This is a genomic window from Saccharicrinis fermentans DSM 9555 = JCM 21142, from assembly GCF_000517085.1.
In the GTDB taxonomy this organism is placed as follows: domain Bacteria; phylum Bacteroidota; class Bacteroidia; order Bacteroidales; family Marinilabiliaceae; genus Saccharicrinis; species Saccharicrinis fermentans.
Window position 1 is genome coordinate 5,364,717 of the sequence record NZ_KI912107.1, and the last position, 14,783, is coordinate 5,379,499.

Annotated in this window: 9 protein-coding genes; 1 reads left to right on the forward strand and 8 read right to left on the reverse strand. The window is 40.0% G+C overall.

The features are described 5' to 3' along the window. Positions 1-45: 45 nt before the first annotated feature. Complete coding sequence (locus CYTFE_RS0122080) at positions 46-2,061, forward strand: alpha-amylase family glycosyl hydrolase (RefSeq protein ID WP_027473599.1); 2,016 nt, start codon at positions 46-48, stop codon at positions 2,059-2,061. Positions 2,062-2,186: 125 nt separating this feature from the next. Here CYTFE_RS0122080 and glgP read toward each other — a convergent pair whose 3' ends face one another. The 8 genes from glgP to queG all read right to left on the reverse strand — a co-directional run bounded on the left by glgP (position 2,187) and on the right by queG (position 14,780). After that, entirely contained in the window at positions 2,187-6,416 is a 4,230-nt protein-coding gene (gene glgP, locus CYTFE_RS0122085) for an alpha-glucan family phosphorylase (protein WP_044262998.1), read from the reverse strand. 154 nt (positions 6,417-6,570) lie between these two features. Continuing rightward, positions 6,571-6,885, reverse strand: a complete 315-nt coding sequence (locus tag CYTFE_RS0122090) for an isoamylase early set domain-containing protein (protein ID WP_200871358.1) — start codon at positions 6,883-6,885, stop codon at positions 6,571-6,573. 307 nt (positions 6,886-7,192) lie between these two features. Next, a complete protein-coding gene (locus CYTFE_RS27695) occupies positions 7,193-8,503 on the reverse strand; it encodes a glycoside hydrolase family 57 protein (protein WP_044213128.1) in 1,311 nt (436 codons plus the stop codon). 19 nt (positions 8,504-8,522) lie between these two features. Beyond that, complete coding sequence (locus CYTFE_RS0122100; RefSeq protein ID WP_027473602.1) at positions 8,523-9,821, reverse strand: glycosyltransferase family 4 protein; 1,299 nt, start codon at positions 9,819-9,821, stop codon at positions 8,523-8,525. Position 9,822: 1 nt separating this feature from the next. Beyond that, positions 9,823-11,751 carry an amylo-alpha-1,6-glucosidase gene (locus tag CYTFE_RS0122105; RefSeq protein WP_027473603.1) on the reverse strand — a complete coding sequence of 643 codons (1,929 nt, stop codon included), beginning with the start codon at positions 11,749-11,751 and terminating at the stop codon, positions 9,823-9,825. 187 nt (positions 11,752-11,938) lie between these two features. Beyond that, positions 11,939-12,925 (reverse strand): GSCFA domain-containing protein, encoded by a 987-nt coding sequence (locus CYTFE_RS0122110; protein ID WP_027473604.1) that lies wholly within the window; start codon positions 12,923-12,925, stop codon positions 11,939-11,941. Continuing rightward, entirely contained in the window at positions 12,906-13,766 is an 861-nt protein-coding gene (locus CYTFE_RS0122115; RefSeq protein ID WP_027473605.1) for an alpha/beta fold hydrolase, read from the reverse strand. The genes CYTFE_RS0122110 and CYTFE_RS0122115 overlap by 20 nt, the downstream gene beginning before the upstream one ends. Positions 13,767-13,841: 75 nt before the next feature. Then, positions 13,842-14,780: a tRNA epoxyqueuosine(34) reductase QueG gene (gene queG / locus CYTFE_RS0122120; protein WP_027473606.1), complete on the reverse strand. Its 939-nt coding sequence runs from the start codon at positions 14,778-14,780 to the stop codon at positions 13,842-13,844. Between the last annotated feature and the right edge of the window lie 3 nt (positions 14,781-14,783).

Here is a 14,783-nt window from a genome sequence, read left to right on the forward strand (position 1 = left end):
TCACATCCATTTCAAAAATAACAAAGGACATCTAACTTTATTAATATGGAGACACCAGTTTTTGTTAAAAACGATCCTTGGTTACAACCGTTTGAAGAGTCTATTCGAGCCAGGATATCCCATTATCAGAATAAACTTAATTATATTCATGATATATTCGGCGACTTGTATCATATGGCTGCTGGGTTCGATTACTATGGTTTGCACGACGAAGGGGATGCTTACCGACTTAGAGAGTGGGCACCTAATGCTACAAAAATATTTTTAACGGGTGATTTTAGTCAATGGAAATGCAATGATAGATACCAGTTTATAAAGAAGGATAATGGCAATTGGGAAATTTATATTTCCAAGTCGGTGCTCAAGCATGGTGATTTGTTTAAACTTCATGTGTTTTGGGAAGGTGGAGATGGTTTGCGTTTGCCATCGTATGTGCAGCGTGTGGTTCAGGATCCGCAGACGAAAATATTTAGTGCGCAGGTTTGGCATGTGGAAAATGAATTTCAATGGGAGGATGAGGGATTTAAGCCACAGATTAACCCCCTGTTGATATACGAAGGACATGTAGGTATGTCATCTGAAGATGAAAAAGTGAGTTCGTATTCTGAATTTAAAAGTCATGTGTTGCCAAGAATCATCAAGGCCGGGTATACCACCATCCAGCTGATGGCTATTCAAGAACATCCATACTATGGTAGCTTCGGTTATCATGTGTCTAATTTTTTTGCCGTGTCTTCACGTTTTGGAACACCGGAGGAACTGAAGGATTTAATTAATGAGGCGCATAAAAATGGGATAGCCGTAATTATGGATATGGTGCATTCGCATGCTGTAAAAAATGAAGTAGAAGGGCTGGGACGCTTTGATGGTACTGTATATCAGTATTTTCATGATGGAGCAAAAGGAGAGCATCCGGCTTGGGACAGCAAGTGTTTTAATTACGGCAAAACCGAAGTGCTTCAATTTTTGCTTTCCAACTGTCGTTATTGGATGGAGGAATTTCATTTTGATGGATTTCGTTTTGATGGGGTAACCAGTATGTTGTATGTTCATCATGGTTTGGAATACTCCTTTTCGTCTTATGCTGATTATTATAATGGAACAGAAGATATGGATGCCATTACTTATCTGACCATGGCTAACCAGTTGATTCACCATATCAATCCCCACGCAATCACCATAGCGGAAGATATGAGTGGTATGCCTGGATTGGCTGATACCATTGAGCATGGTGGTGTCGGTTTTAATTATCGCTTATCAATGGGCGTTCCTGATTTTTGGATTAAGATGATTAAGGAAAAGAGTGACGAGCATTGGAATGTGGGTCAAATGTTTCACGAATTATCACAGCATCGTTTCGGAGAAAAAACGATTGCCTATGCCGAATCTCATGACCAGGCTTTGGTGGGAGATAAGACTATTTTTTTTCGTCTGGTAGATAAAGAAATGTATGATAAAATGGATCTGGCTTCCGAGAGCTTAATAATTGATCGGGGGCTGGCCTTGCATAAGATGATTCGATTGGTGACTTTGGCAACAGCTTATGGTGGATATTTGAATTTTATGGGTAATGAATTTGGCCATCCCGAGTGGATTGATTTTCCCCGTGAAGGAAATGGCTGGTCGCATAAATATGCCCGCCGTCAATGGAGTTTGATGGAGAATCCAAATCTGAAATTTAAATTCTTATCTAACTTTGATAAGGCGATGATTGACAAAGCCAAGTCTGCTTACCTGGTGAACAACCAACCTTGTTATGGCGTAAATATTAATGAGGCAGACCAGGTGATGTGTTTTAAAAGAGGTGATTTTTACTTCGTATTTAATTTTTCACCCACGAATTCATATACAGATTATGGTATTTTTACCGATGCTGGAAAGTATAAGATTATTTTAAGTACAGATAATCCTGATTTTGGTGGGTTTGGAAATGTGGATGAATCCCTGATATATTACGCACAACGTATGCCATTTAATAACAATCAGTTTCAATTAAAATTATATATACCGGCACGTACGGCCTTTGTGATGGAGCGCATTCCGCCCATTCGGGTGCATTAAAAAAGAAATCTTAAAAATAAGAAGCATACATAACTTTTTTCAATAATAATTACCGGGTCAGAGAGTGCCCTTAAAGAGCCTCTCTATCTTTGCCCGGTAATGTTTTAGTTAAGTCTCTTATTGTTTTAAATCCATCTTACACAGCACATATCCGTTTCAACGGACAAATCTTTATAGACAGGAAACATACGAATGCCAAAATTGTATACCCCAGGTATATTCAGTTTGTGATTCAGAGAGTAGTACAGTTTTGAGCCTTCTGTTTTTTCCAGTACAAATTGCTCCAGGTTTAGCATTCTGGCACTACCATCATCGTTGATGTCTGCAAAGATGGCCTGCACCGACAAATCGATGCCTTCCAGTGCTTTTAAATCAATGACCATGTTAATTTGATAAGTCTCGCCAATACCCAATTCGCGTGCATATATATCAGGCATTTCAACCTTTACCACTTCAACTTCGTTCCAGCTGGATTTAACTCTACGTTTCCAGTTGGTAATGTCATGCACCTTCATACAGTCATCTGCTACCAGTTGTTTCAGCTTACTGTCCATTTTTAAATAGAAACGCTCCATGTAATCATCCATCATACGTTTGGTAGTATATGTTGGCGCAATTTCTGAGATGGAATTTTTTATGTATCGAATCCATTCGGTGGAGACGCCATATTCGTTCTTATTATAAAAAGAAGGAATAATTTCATTCTCAAGTATGCTGTAAATGGTGGCAGCATCCAACTCATCCTGAAAGTTTTGGTCGTCATAGATTCGTTTGTCAGACAGGGCCCATCCGGCACCTTCTCGGTAACCTTCGTACCACCATCCGTCCAATACGCTAAAGTTAAGCACTCCGTTCATCTCGGCTTTTTCCCCACTGGTGCCCGAAGCTTCAAGTGGTCGGGTAGGGGTATTCAGCCAGATATCTACTCCACTCACCAATCTTTTGGCCAATTCCATATCGTAATTTTCAAGGAAAATAATCTTACCCAGGAACTCTGGTTTTTGAGATATCTCCACAATATGTTTGATCAGTGCTTGGCCACCTCCGTCAGCGGGGTGTGCCTTGCCAGCAAAGATAAACTGTACCGGTTTTTCCGGGTTGTTGACAATCTCTGATAAACGTTTTTCATCGGTAAATAAAAGGTGTGCTCTTTTGTAGGTGGCAAAGCGGCGGGCAAAGCCAATGGTTAAGGCGTTGTTGTCAATGGAATCCAGTACCTCCAGTATATGGGAGGGGTCGGAATGGCTGTTTGCCATGTTTTTTTCCATCCTGTTTTTAACAAAGTCCATCAGTTTGGTACGAAGGCCGGTTCTCACTTTCCAAATATCTTCGTCGGGTACATGCTGTATCTGGCGCCAGTAGTCTTTATTGGATAGGTCAGATTTAAAGGCAGGGTCGAACTTATCTTCATACAGTCTTTGCCAATCACTGGATGTCCAGGTGCCAAAGTGGACACCATTGGTTACGTGGCCAATGGGTACCTCTTCAGGAAAGAACCCTTTCCATAGACCTCCAAACATTTTTCTGGACACCTCGCCATGCAGCCAGCTTACTCCATTGATTTGTTGTGATGTTTTTACGGCCAACACGCTCATGGAGAATTTCTCATGCTCATCTTCCGGATTTTCTTTTCCTAGAGCCATAAACTCTTCCCATGAAATCTGAAGTCTTTCTGGGATATGACGGAAATATACGCGGATTAAATCTTCATCAAATTTATCATGACCGGCAGGAACAGGAGTATGTGTTGTGAATAATGAAGAGGCTCTGACTAACTCTAGTGCTTCATAGAAGGAATACTCCGCGTTGACATATTTCATTAATCGTGAAATATTGATCAGGGCTGCATGTCCTTCGTTACAATGAAACAGGTTGGTTGTTATACCTAAAGTATCCAGAAGCTGAATGCCACCCATGCCCAGCAATATTTCTTGTTTTAATCTGTTCTCCCAATCGCCGCCATACAGGCTGTGGGTAATCTGCCGATCGCCTTCGCTGTTTGAATCTAGATCTGTATCCAGCAGATATAATGGTATTTTACCCACGTCGGCCCGCCAAACACGCACATGAACAGTTCGTCCCGGCGCAGACATATGCAATATTAAAGGAGTACCATCTTTGCTTTTGACTTCGGTGATAGGCAGACTGGAAAATTCCTGTTTGTCGAAGTTGGCTTGTTGATCGCCATTAACACTTAGGGATTGTCGAAAATAGCCATATTTATACAGGAGACCTATGGCAGTCATATTCACATTGGAATCGCTGGCTTCTTTAAGGTAGTCACCGGCCAGTACACCTAAACCTCCCGAATATATTTTCAGAACATCGTTGATTCCATACTCCATACTAAAATAGGCAATGGATGGATCACTTTGTGCTGGTCGATCCATATAGCTGCGGAACATGGCGTATACTTTATCCAGTTCTTCTACAAAATCAGTGGTCTCAGCCAACTCAACCAAATAATCATAATTAACACGTTCCAGTAATTTGATGGGATCTTTACCGCAGCTGATCCATATTTCCTTATCGATTGATTCAAATAATTCAGTCGCCTGATAATTCCATGTCCACCATAGATTTTGAGACAGGTCACGTAGATGCTGAATTCTCTCTGGTAGTTTGGACTTTACGAAAAGTCTTTTCCAAATGGGTAATGATGATTTTTCAGCTTTTACATGAATACGTTTTTCTTGTTTAATTTCTCCTATCTGATCCTGACGGTTTTGAACAGCATGCAGTGCCACATCGTAAGATTGCAAATAGTAATCTATGAAAGTATGCCATTCTACTTTAGAAGAGATTTTCTGCGCTTTTAGTCGCATTTGCTTTATCTCCGTTTCCGGTTTTTCTGCAAATTCACATATGGATTCCGCTATGTTTAAGGCAGCCTCCTTGTCATTATGATCGTTGCGTTCAATGACGGCAACTCCTTCGTTTATTTTGCTGGAATATTGGGTAACCCATATTCCAAACCCGGCCAGGTTTGTGGTAATGGTGGGAATGTGAAAAGCGAGGCTTTCAAGTGGAGTGTAGCCCCAAGGTTCATAATAGGATGGAAATACGGTTAAATCCATTCCTATGAGGATGTCGTAATAGGATAGATTAAAAATGCCATCGTTGCCATTGAGATAGGCCGGAACAAAGATCAGCTTGATATTATCTTCCTGATCGTTGTTCAGATGAATGTCTTGTAATTTATTGATAATAGGGTCGTAGCCCAAATCGTTAAGCCCATGTGTTAAAAAAGGATTCTCCAGTTTTTCTGTGCTGTTATCATTGAGTTTGGCCATTAGGTCTTTACGTGCACCATAGTTGTTGGCAGGTATAAGAATGAAAACGACTTTTTCACGGGATGTATCTGTTTTTTCGTTCAGGTGTTGTAATGCGTCCAGAAAAATGTCGATTCCTTTGTTTCTGTATTCGTATCTGCCACTATGTGTAATAAAAAGTGCATCGTCGGCCAGCTTATATCCAAGTAAGGCTTCTGATACTTTTTTTAATTTTTCGCGGGCTTTTGTTCGTTGGGTATCAAAGTCTTCTCCAGTGGGAACAAAATTGTTTTCGAAACCATTGGGTGTAATGAGGTCAACTTTTCGCTCCATGAATTGGGCACACTCTTGGGCGGTAATGTCTGATACTGTTGTAAAACAGTCAACATTTACCGCACATTTTTTTTCAACAGAATGTTTGGCCACAACACCTAGGTCATGAGAGAGGAGGTCTGCATTGAAAGTGAGCAGGTCGTCGTATAAATGTGCACCATTACCCGCCAATGAACGACCAACAACAGTGGCGTGGGTTGTGAAGATAGTGCCTATCTGAGGTAGTCCGTTCTTCAGATAAAGAGCACCACTTCCTGTCATCCATTCATTAAAATGGGCGATTACCTTATGATTGATATTGAGGTGACATTTATAAAAGCTTTCGATCACTTTACCCACCGAAAAACCAAATAGCATTGATTCAATATAATCCCACTGTCCCGATAGTGAGTCTACTTTGTATAGTTCCCAAAATTGAGAAAGAATATCATTTTTTTGAGGAATGAAGGTGCTAAAGTCAACAAGAAGCGTAATGGGGCTTCCCAATACTTTCCATCTCCCTGTTCTGACTCTCAGGCCTTCGTTTTTTAGCATTTCTTTCCATTCAGGAAACAGAGAGTCGTCGGCCTCAAACTCCCTGTTTTTTCCACTGCCTAGAAAATCAGGACCGATAAAAATCATATGATCACCGAATTTCTCTACTAAGGTTAATGCTTTGGTAGATAGTACGGTATGTATGCCGCCCATCTTATTGCATACTTCCCAGCTTGTTTCAAAAACATAGTCTGGTTTTAAATAGTTGTTACTCATTTTTACATCAGATAAAAAAGTAATTGTGGTTTATGCTGTATAAAAAATAGAAATTGCCGCTTGTTATGTAGGCATGGTATTTTCTAAACTAAATTTTACTTAGTATGTATAGGTTTTTGGTTGTAATATATCTCTTTCATTTAAAATGAATCTATTATAATTGCAACACACTGTTTTTGTCAGCATTGCCCATGCCTGCATCTATAAAGCTATCTGCGTCTTGGTCGTTTAACCATATACTGTCATTCACCAGATAACGAAATTGTATTTGTGAACCGCTAGGCAGATAAATGGTTTGTGTATGATCGCCCGATTTCAATTGCTTCATGGGGTCGGTTTGCTGGTTCCAATCGTTAAAATTACCCACAACTTTAACGCTTGTAGGGCTTAGGTCTGCTCTTTTCTCGAACTTAAAGGTTACCTTGCATTCAGGCTTGCTTTTTAGAAACTGTTTTTTAATACTCATCATTTTTACATTTAAGAGTTGACAAAAAATGATTGTTAGTTAGTCATTGCAAGAAAACTCCAAATACTGCGTTATTCTCATTTTTGCAACAGTCATTTACAATCAGTAAACTCCTTGGTTTCAAAAATATTGAAAGCCTTGTCTTTGAAGCTTTCATATGATTATAATTTGTCTTTCAATGGTCATATGGAACTCCCGATGAATTTTAATCATTCTTCTGTGTGTATTTTAGAATGCTAAAATTCATGTTCGTTTCTTATCAAAGACAGAAAAAACAGTCGTTTTCTTGCAGCCACTAGTTAAAGGTGTACTATTGTTTTTTTTTCTTTTTGGTTCTTAGTTTATTTACCCGTGCCTCCAGTTTAGCAATCATTTCTTCTTTCTCTTTTAGAATATGCGTTAGGTGTGAAATGGATTCTTCCTCTGAATTTTCAGGAACAGCTGCATTCAGGCGTAAGCTAAAATCACTTAATATATTCATATAGTTGATAAATGCCTGATAAGGGGATTCATAGGGGTTGAAATAGGCATGTACTGCTCCGTCGGAAAAATATTTGGTGCACATATAATAAAAGTGGTCGCTTGTTTGTAGATAGATCCAATCGTCATTTAAGGTTGGATCATCACATTTTTCCATCTTAGGAAGCAAGGCATATAGTTTGTCAAAGGCTTCTTGTTGCATCTCGTTGCCAAGCCAAGCTGTCAGGTCGCGTTCTTCATCAGCCCACGAAATAGGGTAAGGAACGCTAATGCTCGATACGGGTTGTAGGTGGTCAGCCACCTCCGAAGGGGTAGAAAAGGAGAAGCCGGGTTCCTTAAGCAACTCCTTGGGTAAGCCTTCCAGAAAATCAAAAATACCCGTTTCTTTCCATTGATGCTCACCAAATGTTTCGTAGTCCATGAATAAATTAATTACTTCGGCATTGGGTTCAATGTTTTTTAACCATTGGGTATATTTTTGGGGCGTAAGTGGCCATTCACTCCAGTCTCTGTTTCCAAAACGGAAGGCAATGTCGTCGCTGAGTACGAAGTTTTTAAGTAATACTTTTAGTTTGGGGTTAATGCTGTTGCAATATAGATAGTTGGGACTTTTCCATCCTAACACATGCTTGGCTCCTTCGGTGAGCATTGCTTTATAGCCCATCTTGCTCACCATACTTCCCATTTCATCGGAGTAAATTAGCTCGGTGTTTCTGAATACACTGGGTTGTTGGTTAAATAATTCTTTGATGACATCGTCGTGCATCTTAACCTGACGCGCAAACTCTTTCTTATCTTTTAAAGCCACCAGTGAGTGACAATAGGTCTCTGCCAGGAATTCTACCTGACCGGTGGCAGCTAGTTTCTGAAAACTTTCAATGACTTCGGGAGCGTAGAGTTGAAATTGTTTCATAGCCACCCCTGACAAAGAAAAGGCTACTTTAAATTTACCCTTATTTTCATGAATCAATTTGAGTAGTATCTCGTTGGTTGGTAAATAGCTTTTTTCGCATACCTTTTTAAGAATGCTTTCGTTTGAATAGTCATCGTAATAATAATGGTCGTTACCAATGTCAAAGAAACGATAACGACGAAAACGAAATGGCTGGTGAACCTGAAAATATAAACAGATGGTTTTCATGGGATGCATAGTTTTTAGGTTAGTTATTGTCTGAATGTGTTACAGCGTTATATACTTCTTTTACTTTAAGGGCGGAATCTTCCCACTTTAAAGATTCTACTTCGCTTTTTCCATGTTGGATAAACATTTTGGACAAAGAGGGGTATTTCAATACACCGTATATAGCATCGGCCATAGCATCAATGTCCCAGAAATTGGTTTTTATGGCATGGTTTAATATTTCAGCTACTCCAGACTGATAAGAGATAAGTACGGGTACATTGCTTTGCATGGCCTCCAGTGGCGAGATGCCAAATGGTTCGGATACCGACGGCATGACATACAAGTCGCTCATACGAAGCATAGAAAATACATCGTCACCTTTTAGGAAGCCTGTAAAATGAAATTTGTCGCTGATTTTAAGGGCTGCGGCACGACGTATCATTTTTTCCATCATGTCGCCACTGCCTGCCATCACAAAGCGCACATTGTCCATCTTTTGTAATACGCGATACGCTGCCTCGATGAAATATTCAGGTCCTTTTTGCATGGTGATCCGCCCTAGAAATGTAACTATCTTTTCGTTTTTGTTTTTTCTAAATGGTATCTCCGATTCCATTTGCTTGGGCTCAACAGCATTGTAAACGGTAACTACCTTATCGGGGTTGATACCGTATTTTTCGATGACGATGGCTCGGGTGAGGTTGCTAACCGTAATAATACGGTCGGCAGTGTCTAATCCTCTTTTCTCAATTTCATAAACCGTAGGGTTAACGCTTCCTCCACTGCGGTCAAAGTCGGTAGCATGAACATGCACAACAAGGGGTTTTCCGGATGCTTCTTTAGCTGCTATCCCAGCAGGATATGCCAACCAGTCGTGGGCGTGAATTACGTCGAAGTCGTTATCTTGAGCTATTACGCTGGAAACCAATGCGTAGTTAGTAATCTCTTGCAGGAGGTCTGCCCCGTACTTTCCTGAGAAGTCAATTTTACCTTCTTCGTTGGTTTGAACAATCTTTTTTTCGCCCTCAACTTTTACCTTGGTTAGTTTCCAATATTCTTCAGGATCTACATAGGGGATGATGTGGGTATCTACCTCTATATAATCCATTTCTTTTTTAAATTTTTTCAAGTCGATTTTTCGCTGACGAATTGATATGTTATTGGCCCCCATTAACTTGATGGCACTTTGGTCTTCGTCACCATAGGCCTTAGGTACCACAAATAAAACATCTACATCATCTATATGTGATAAACCTCTTGTTAGTCCGTAGCAAGCTGTGCCGAGTCCACCTGTAATATGAGGCGGAAATTCCCAGCCAAACATTAATACCCTCATATTAGCTGTATTTTTCAATTAGTTTAAGAATTTTAAGAACACCGGCCACATTCCAAGCCATGCTAATGGCTCCTTTGCCCATGTGTGGCGGGTTGCCGTCGTAATATTCAGATAAGGTACCCACACAGTGGTTTACCATTTCATCTTCAAAATTGTCTGCTAGCCTTTTGATATGACTAACTCCTCCTTCTTTATGAAGTTTCAAATACCCTTCGGCATAGAAAGAAGCCAGCCAAGGCCATACAGCACCCTGATGAATACCTAATTCGCGTATATTGGCGAAGCCATCGGTTATTCCTTTGTATTTAGGATCCTGAGGCGACAGCGTTCTTAAGCCCTTGGGTGTGATCAATTGACTTTTTGTTATATCAATCACATGCTTTTTTTGTTCGTTGCTCAAGGGTGAATATTCAAAGGCTGTTGTAAATACCTGGTTGGGTCTGATTGACATGTCTTTGGTCTTACCATCCACATAATCATATAAGTACTTCTCTTCATCGTACCAAAAAGTGGCGATAAAAGATTCTTTTATTTGTTGGGCCAGAGGTTCCAACTCGGCAACTAAGTGATGGTCGTTGCTTGTGTTGGCAAGTTCTATTGTGAGACATAAGGCATTATACCATAGGGCATTCACTTCTACGCACATGCCGTTGCGGGGGGTGACTGGTTTTCCATCACAAACTCCATTCATCCAGGTTAGAGGTTGCTGCTCGTCATGCGCATAGAGAAGGCCATTGGAATGCATACCCACATTGCTATACCTGTTGCTTTTGTATGCTTCGATAATGGATATCAGCACATCTTTATATTGTTTCCAACAGTCTTTGAGACAAGATGTGCCCCAGCATTGCTGAAGCGTCCAAAAAAACCACAAGGGTGTATCGACCTCTTTGATAGTGGAAGACGTCTTTTCATGAAGGATGTCTTTGATTTCTTTAGCGGCCGAGGCCAGTACTTTATTAAATAATGCTGCGTCATCTAAAGCCTCTGTTAGTAGAGGGGCTGAGATCAATGTGTCGCGTAGGCGTTTTTTATACCAGTGGTACCCGGCTACCATGGTTGTTGCTTTTCCTTTGTGTACGAAAAATTGAGATGCGGCGTTCAAAAGATTATTGTACATGCCATCACGGGGTATGCGGCTTTTAACTTCTTTGTTGAATTTAGCCTTGAATCCTCCGGATTTTTGTTCTTTGGTAGAGGCTGATACAATAACACTTTCGCCAGTTTTAATTTCTACTTCAAAATAACCAGGCACATAAAGATCTTCTTTGAAATCGTATCCACGCTTTTCTTCTTTAAAATACTCGATGCCTCTGAACCAATCCGGAACAGCCACAAATTCGTTTTCTTTTGATAATTGAATCGATAATCGTGGAAGTGTGGGGTACATCTGTATGCTGATGCCATTTTGAATTTTTTGGTACTTGGTGTTGGCATGCAGGTTCTGGCAGGTGAGTTCATGTACGCTCCGATTGGCTAAAAAAGGTTTTAGCTTGAGTGTCGTTTTTGAATGACCTTCTAATAATGTATATCTAACCAGTACTTGTTCTTCTTTAGCCACAAGAACTTCTTCTACCGAGAGGATCACTCCTCCCACCCGATATAACTTGCGGGGGATAATGTCAAAGTCGAGCTCACGGATGTATTTATGTCCTTTAGGTTCATAATGACTGGCGTGGTATTTTCTAATGCCTAGGTTAAATTCTTTTTCGTGTTGAACGATGCTTGCGTCAATGGAACTCACAAGTACATGACGGGTCATGTCAAATGCAGGAATGGGACATACTAACAGTCCGTGGTATTTTCGGGTATGGCAACCCACAATACTTGAACTGGAATATGAACCAGCGCGGTTGGTTCGGAGAATCTCTTTGAAAAGAGATTGCTCGAGGTTGATTAATTTGGACTTTTCAAATGCTAAATAGGACATTAGTAGTTCGGGTTTATTGCATGAGAAATAGGTTTACTGTATCATAATACTCAATAAAATAGTTGCGGTTGGGTACTATGTGATAATTGTAATTGCTATTCCAATATAGGAACAAATGGTGTTAAAACAGAATGGTTTAGGGTTAAATAATTTTAATTTTGAATTAATATTGATTTGTTATTGTAATTTATATAATGTTTGCTCGGAGTTGAACCAAATCCTTTTCGAAATTCGTGTTCGGATATTTTTTTTTCAACCTTTCAATTTTTTCAATTTGATTTTTTAGAAAGCGCTGGTGTTGCTCCGTGGCGGGGTTAAAAGCTCTATGCTTAACTGCCTTTTCTAATTTACGCATCTCATTCCTATATTCCAAGGTACGAATGGAAAAAAAGCTTTTTTCGAATTTATCCCAAATATATTCAATAGCAGTGCTATTGGGATGCAACATGTCTTCTGCATAAAAACGATAGTCTCTTAAATCGTCAATGAGCAGCTCGTAAGCAGGGAAGTAGTGACAGTTATTGAATTGCCCGCAAAGCTTATTGATGGCCAGTAATAGTGTTGCCTTGCTGATCTGGTTTCCATGGGCTCCGTCTTTCCAATGGCGCACAGGACTAACAGTGAATACTATTTTTAAATGGGGGTTAAAGGCTAAGAGTTCAGTGAGCACTTGTTGGTAGGTAGCTATTATTTTTTCAATATCAAGCATGTAGCGGTGAAAGTGTCCGCTAGGGTATTTATGACAATTGGCAACGATCTGGTCATTTTCTTTTAGTTGGTAAACCCAGGCAGTACCGAAGGTGATAAATAAAAAATCACTTTCCTTTAAAATATGATGAGATATTCTACATTGGTCATTGATCAACTGCAGGGTTTCTTCTTTTTTGTTTTTAGAAAATGATCCATGGTGGTCAAAACTCAGCCAAACCTCGTTATGGTAATGTAAATCTTCCTGGGTGTAGCTTATGTTGTGGATAATCGATTTTAAGACCTTGGCTACACTCAAGGGGTTGTAGATGACACCAAAGGGGTTGGTTAATGCCGGCAGTCTGCATTCTTTGAATTTGTGGCCCATATTATCCGCAAAGCAAGAGCCTAGAAATGTGACTTGCGTATCGTACTCAATTTTATGAATAGATTCATCCACATTTATTTCAGTCCTGAAGTTGCTCATGAGCCATTCGTATTTTATTGATATGTCTTTGTACTTCTTTAAATACCGCATTGTTTTCTTCAAAGGGAACTTCGTGCGAAGGGTCTTCTAAGCTCACCAGTTTGCAGGAAAGTTTGTGTTTATTGCACAATTCCAAACTGCTTTCATAGGCCGTTATCGGATCATTTTTACTGTGTAGAACCAAGGTAGGAAGGTAACAATCGGCTTTTTTTAATAATAGGTTTCCTAAGTGATGCATGATCATTAGCAAGCGGGGTGTAATTTGCTTATGAATGAGCGTATCGTTTTCCACCGCTTGTTTTTGTTGGTCTTCGTCTGGCTTTTGAGGAGGCCTTACTTTTGATGAGAAAGTAATTGTAGGGGCTATTTTATTGAGGATGGCCATGAATGCTAATTTGACCCTGGATATGGGAGTGGTTAATCTAATCCATGGTGCAGTTAAGATAACACCTGAAAAAATAGCTTTGTGCTTCATGCTGTAATACAATGCGATGGCACCTCCCATGCTGTTACCCATCATTAACTTGGGCAAATGAGTAGGAAAAAGATGTTGACTGTATTTGATACAGGCGTCTATGTCTTCAACATATTTATCAAGACTTTCGGTGTAGCCTCTCTTGCCTTCGGAGCGTCCGTTACCTCTTAAGTCAATGCCTATGGAAGCGATGCTGTTTTTTGCTAACAGGGATGCGGGCTGCTGAAATCGTCCGGAATGTCCTCCCAGACCGTGGATAAAATATATAACAGCTACAGGGGCTGTGTGTGGCATTTGATAATGACCATGTAATTGAGTTCCATCTTTTGATGTGGTAGTGAAACTTGTGAGTGTATTGTCGTGCATAAATTAAAGGATACAAATCTGGTAATCTATGCTTCCAAATTTAATATTTTATGTATAAAAGTAAGGGTGAGGGTATTATTTTTTTGACAGTAAGAATTCTATATTTCTTTTTAATCCTGTGTATTTGGCTCTTTTAACGGCTGATTTCCTGAATATTTCACTGAATTCTTCAGCTGTTAGTTCTTGCCATCTTTCTTTGGTGAGTTCTAATATTTTGGTGACTGCTTTTAGTTTTTCGTTGGTGTGAGGTCGGGATTTCCAAGTCCATGGGCATACTTCCTGACAGATATCGCAACCGAAAACCCTATTTTCCATTTTTCCCGAGAATTCTTGTGGGATGCTTTCTTTGTTTTCAATGGTAAGGTAGGAGATGCATTTGCGTGCGTCGAGTGTTTGCGGACTTGTTAATGCTTGCGTTGGGCAGGCATCTATGCAGCGGGTGCAACCGCCACATGCTTCTTTGATAGGTTCGGATGGAGGAAGTGTGAGGTTGATGATGAGTTCGGATATAAAAACATAGCTGCCCAGTTTTTTATGTATGAGGTGGGTGTTTTTACCTATCCATCCTAACCCTGCCCTTACAGCTAAGCTGCGTTCCAGAACCGGTGCTGAGTCTACAAAATAACGTCCTTCTAATGAAGGATATATTTCGTCCTTAATATAGGAATAAAGTTGTTTGAGTTGATCCTTTATGACATAATGATAATCCTGGCCGTATGCGTATCTGGCAATAATAGGTGCGTCCGGATGACTTTGTTTTTCCTTGGGGGTATAGTTGGTTAAAAGCACAATTACCGTTTTTGCTCCTTCTACCAGTTTGGACGGATTTACCCTTTTTTCGAAATGGTTGGCCATATAGTGCATGTTGCCATGCATATGATTATCCAACCATTTTTTTAGTATTTCTTTTTCGGCTGTTAACTCTTCAGCTTGGGTAAAACCACATGCGTCAAAACCCAGGTCTTTGGCCTTGCTTTCTATTAATTGACTATATGTCCCCTTTAGTACGTCCACTTG

Excerpts from the sequence above, each read along its gene's own strand:
- CYTFE_RS0122080 (WP_027473599.1), top strand. The coding sequence starts at position 46 with ATGGAGACACCAGTTTTTGTTAAAAACGATCCTTGGTTACAACCGTTT.
- glgP (WP_044262998.1), bottom strand. The coding sequence starts at position 6,416 with ATGAGTAACAACTATTTAAAACCAGACTATGTTTTTGAAACAAGCTGG.
- CYTFE_RS0122090 (WP_200871358.1), bottom strand. The coding sequence starts at position 6,885 with ATGATGAGTATTAAAAAACAGTTTCTAAAAAGCAAGCCTGAATGCAAG.
- CYTFE_RS27695 (WP_044213128.1), bottom strand. The coding sequence starts at position 8,503 with ATGAAAACCATCTGTTTATATTTTCAGGTTCACCAGCCATTTCGTTTT.
- CYTFE_RS0122100 (WP_027473602.1), bottom strand. The coding sequence starts at position 9,821 with ATGAGGGTATTAATGTTTGGCTGGGAATTTCCGCCTCATATTACAGGT.
- CYTFE_RS0122105 (WP_027473603.1), bottom strand. The coding sequence starts at position 11,751 with ATGTCCTATTTAGCATTTGAAAAGTCCAAATTAATCAACCTCGAGCAA.
- CYTFE_RS0122110 (WP_027473604.1), bottom strand. The coding sequence starts at position 12,925 with ATGAGCAACTTCAGGACTGAAATAAATGTGGATGAATCTATTCATAAA.
- CYTFE_RS0122115 (WP_027473605.1), bottom strand. The coding sequence starts at position 13,766 with ATGCACGACAATACACTCACAAGTTTCACTACCACATCAAAAGATGGA.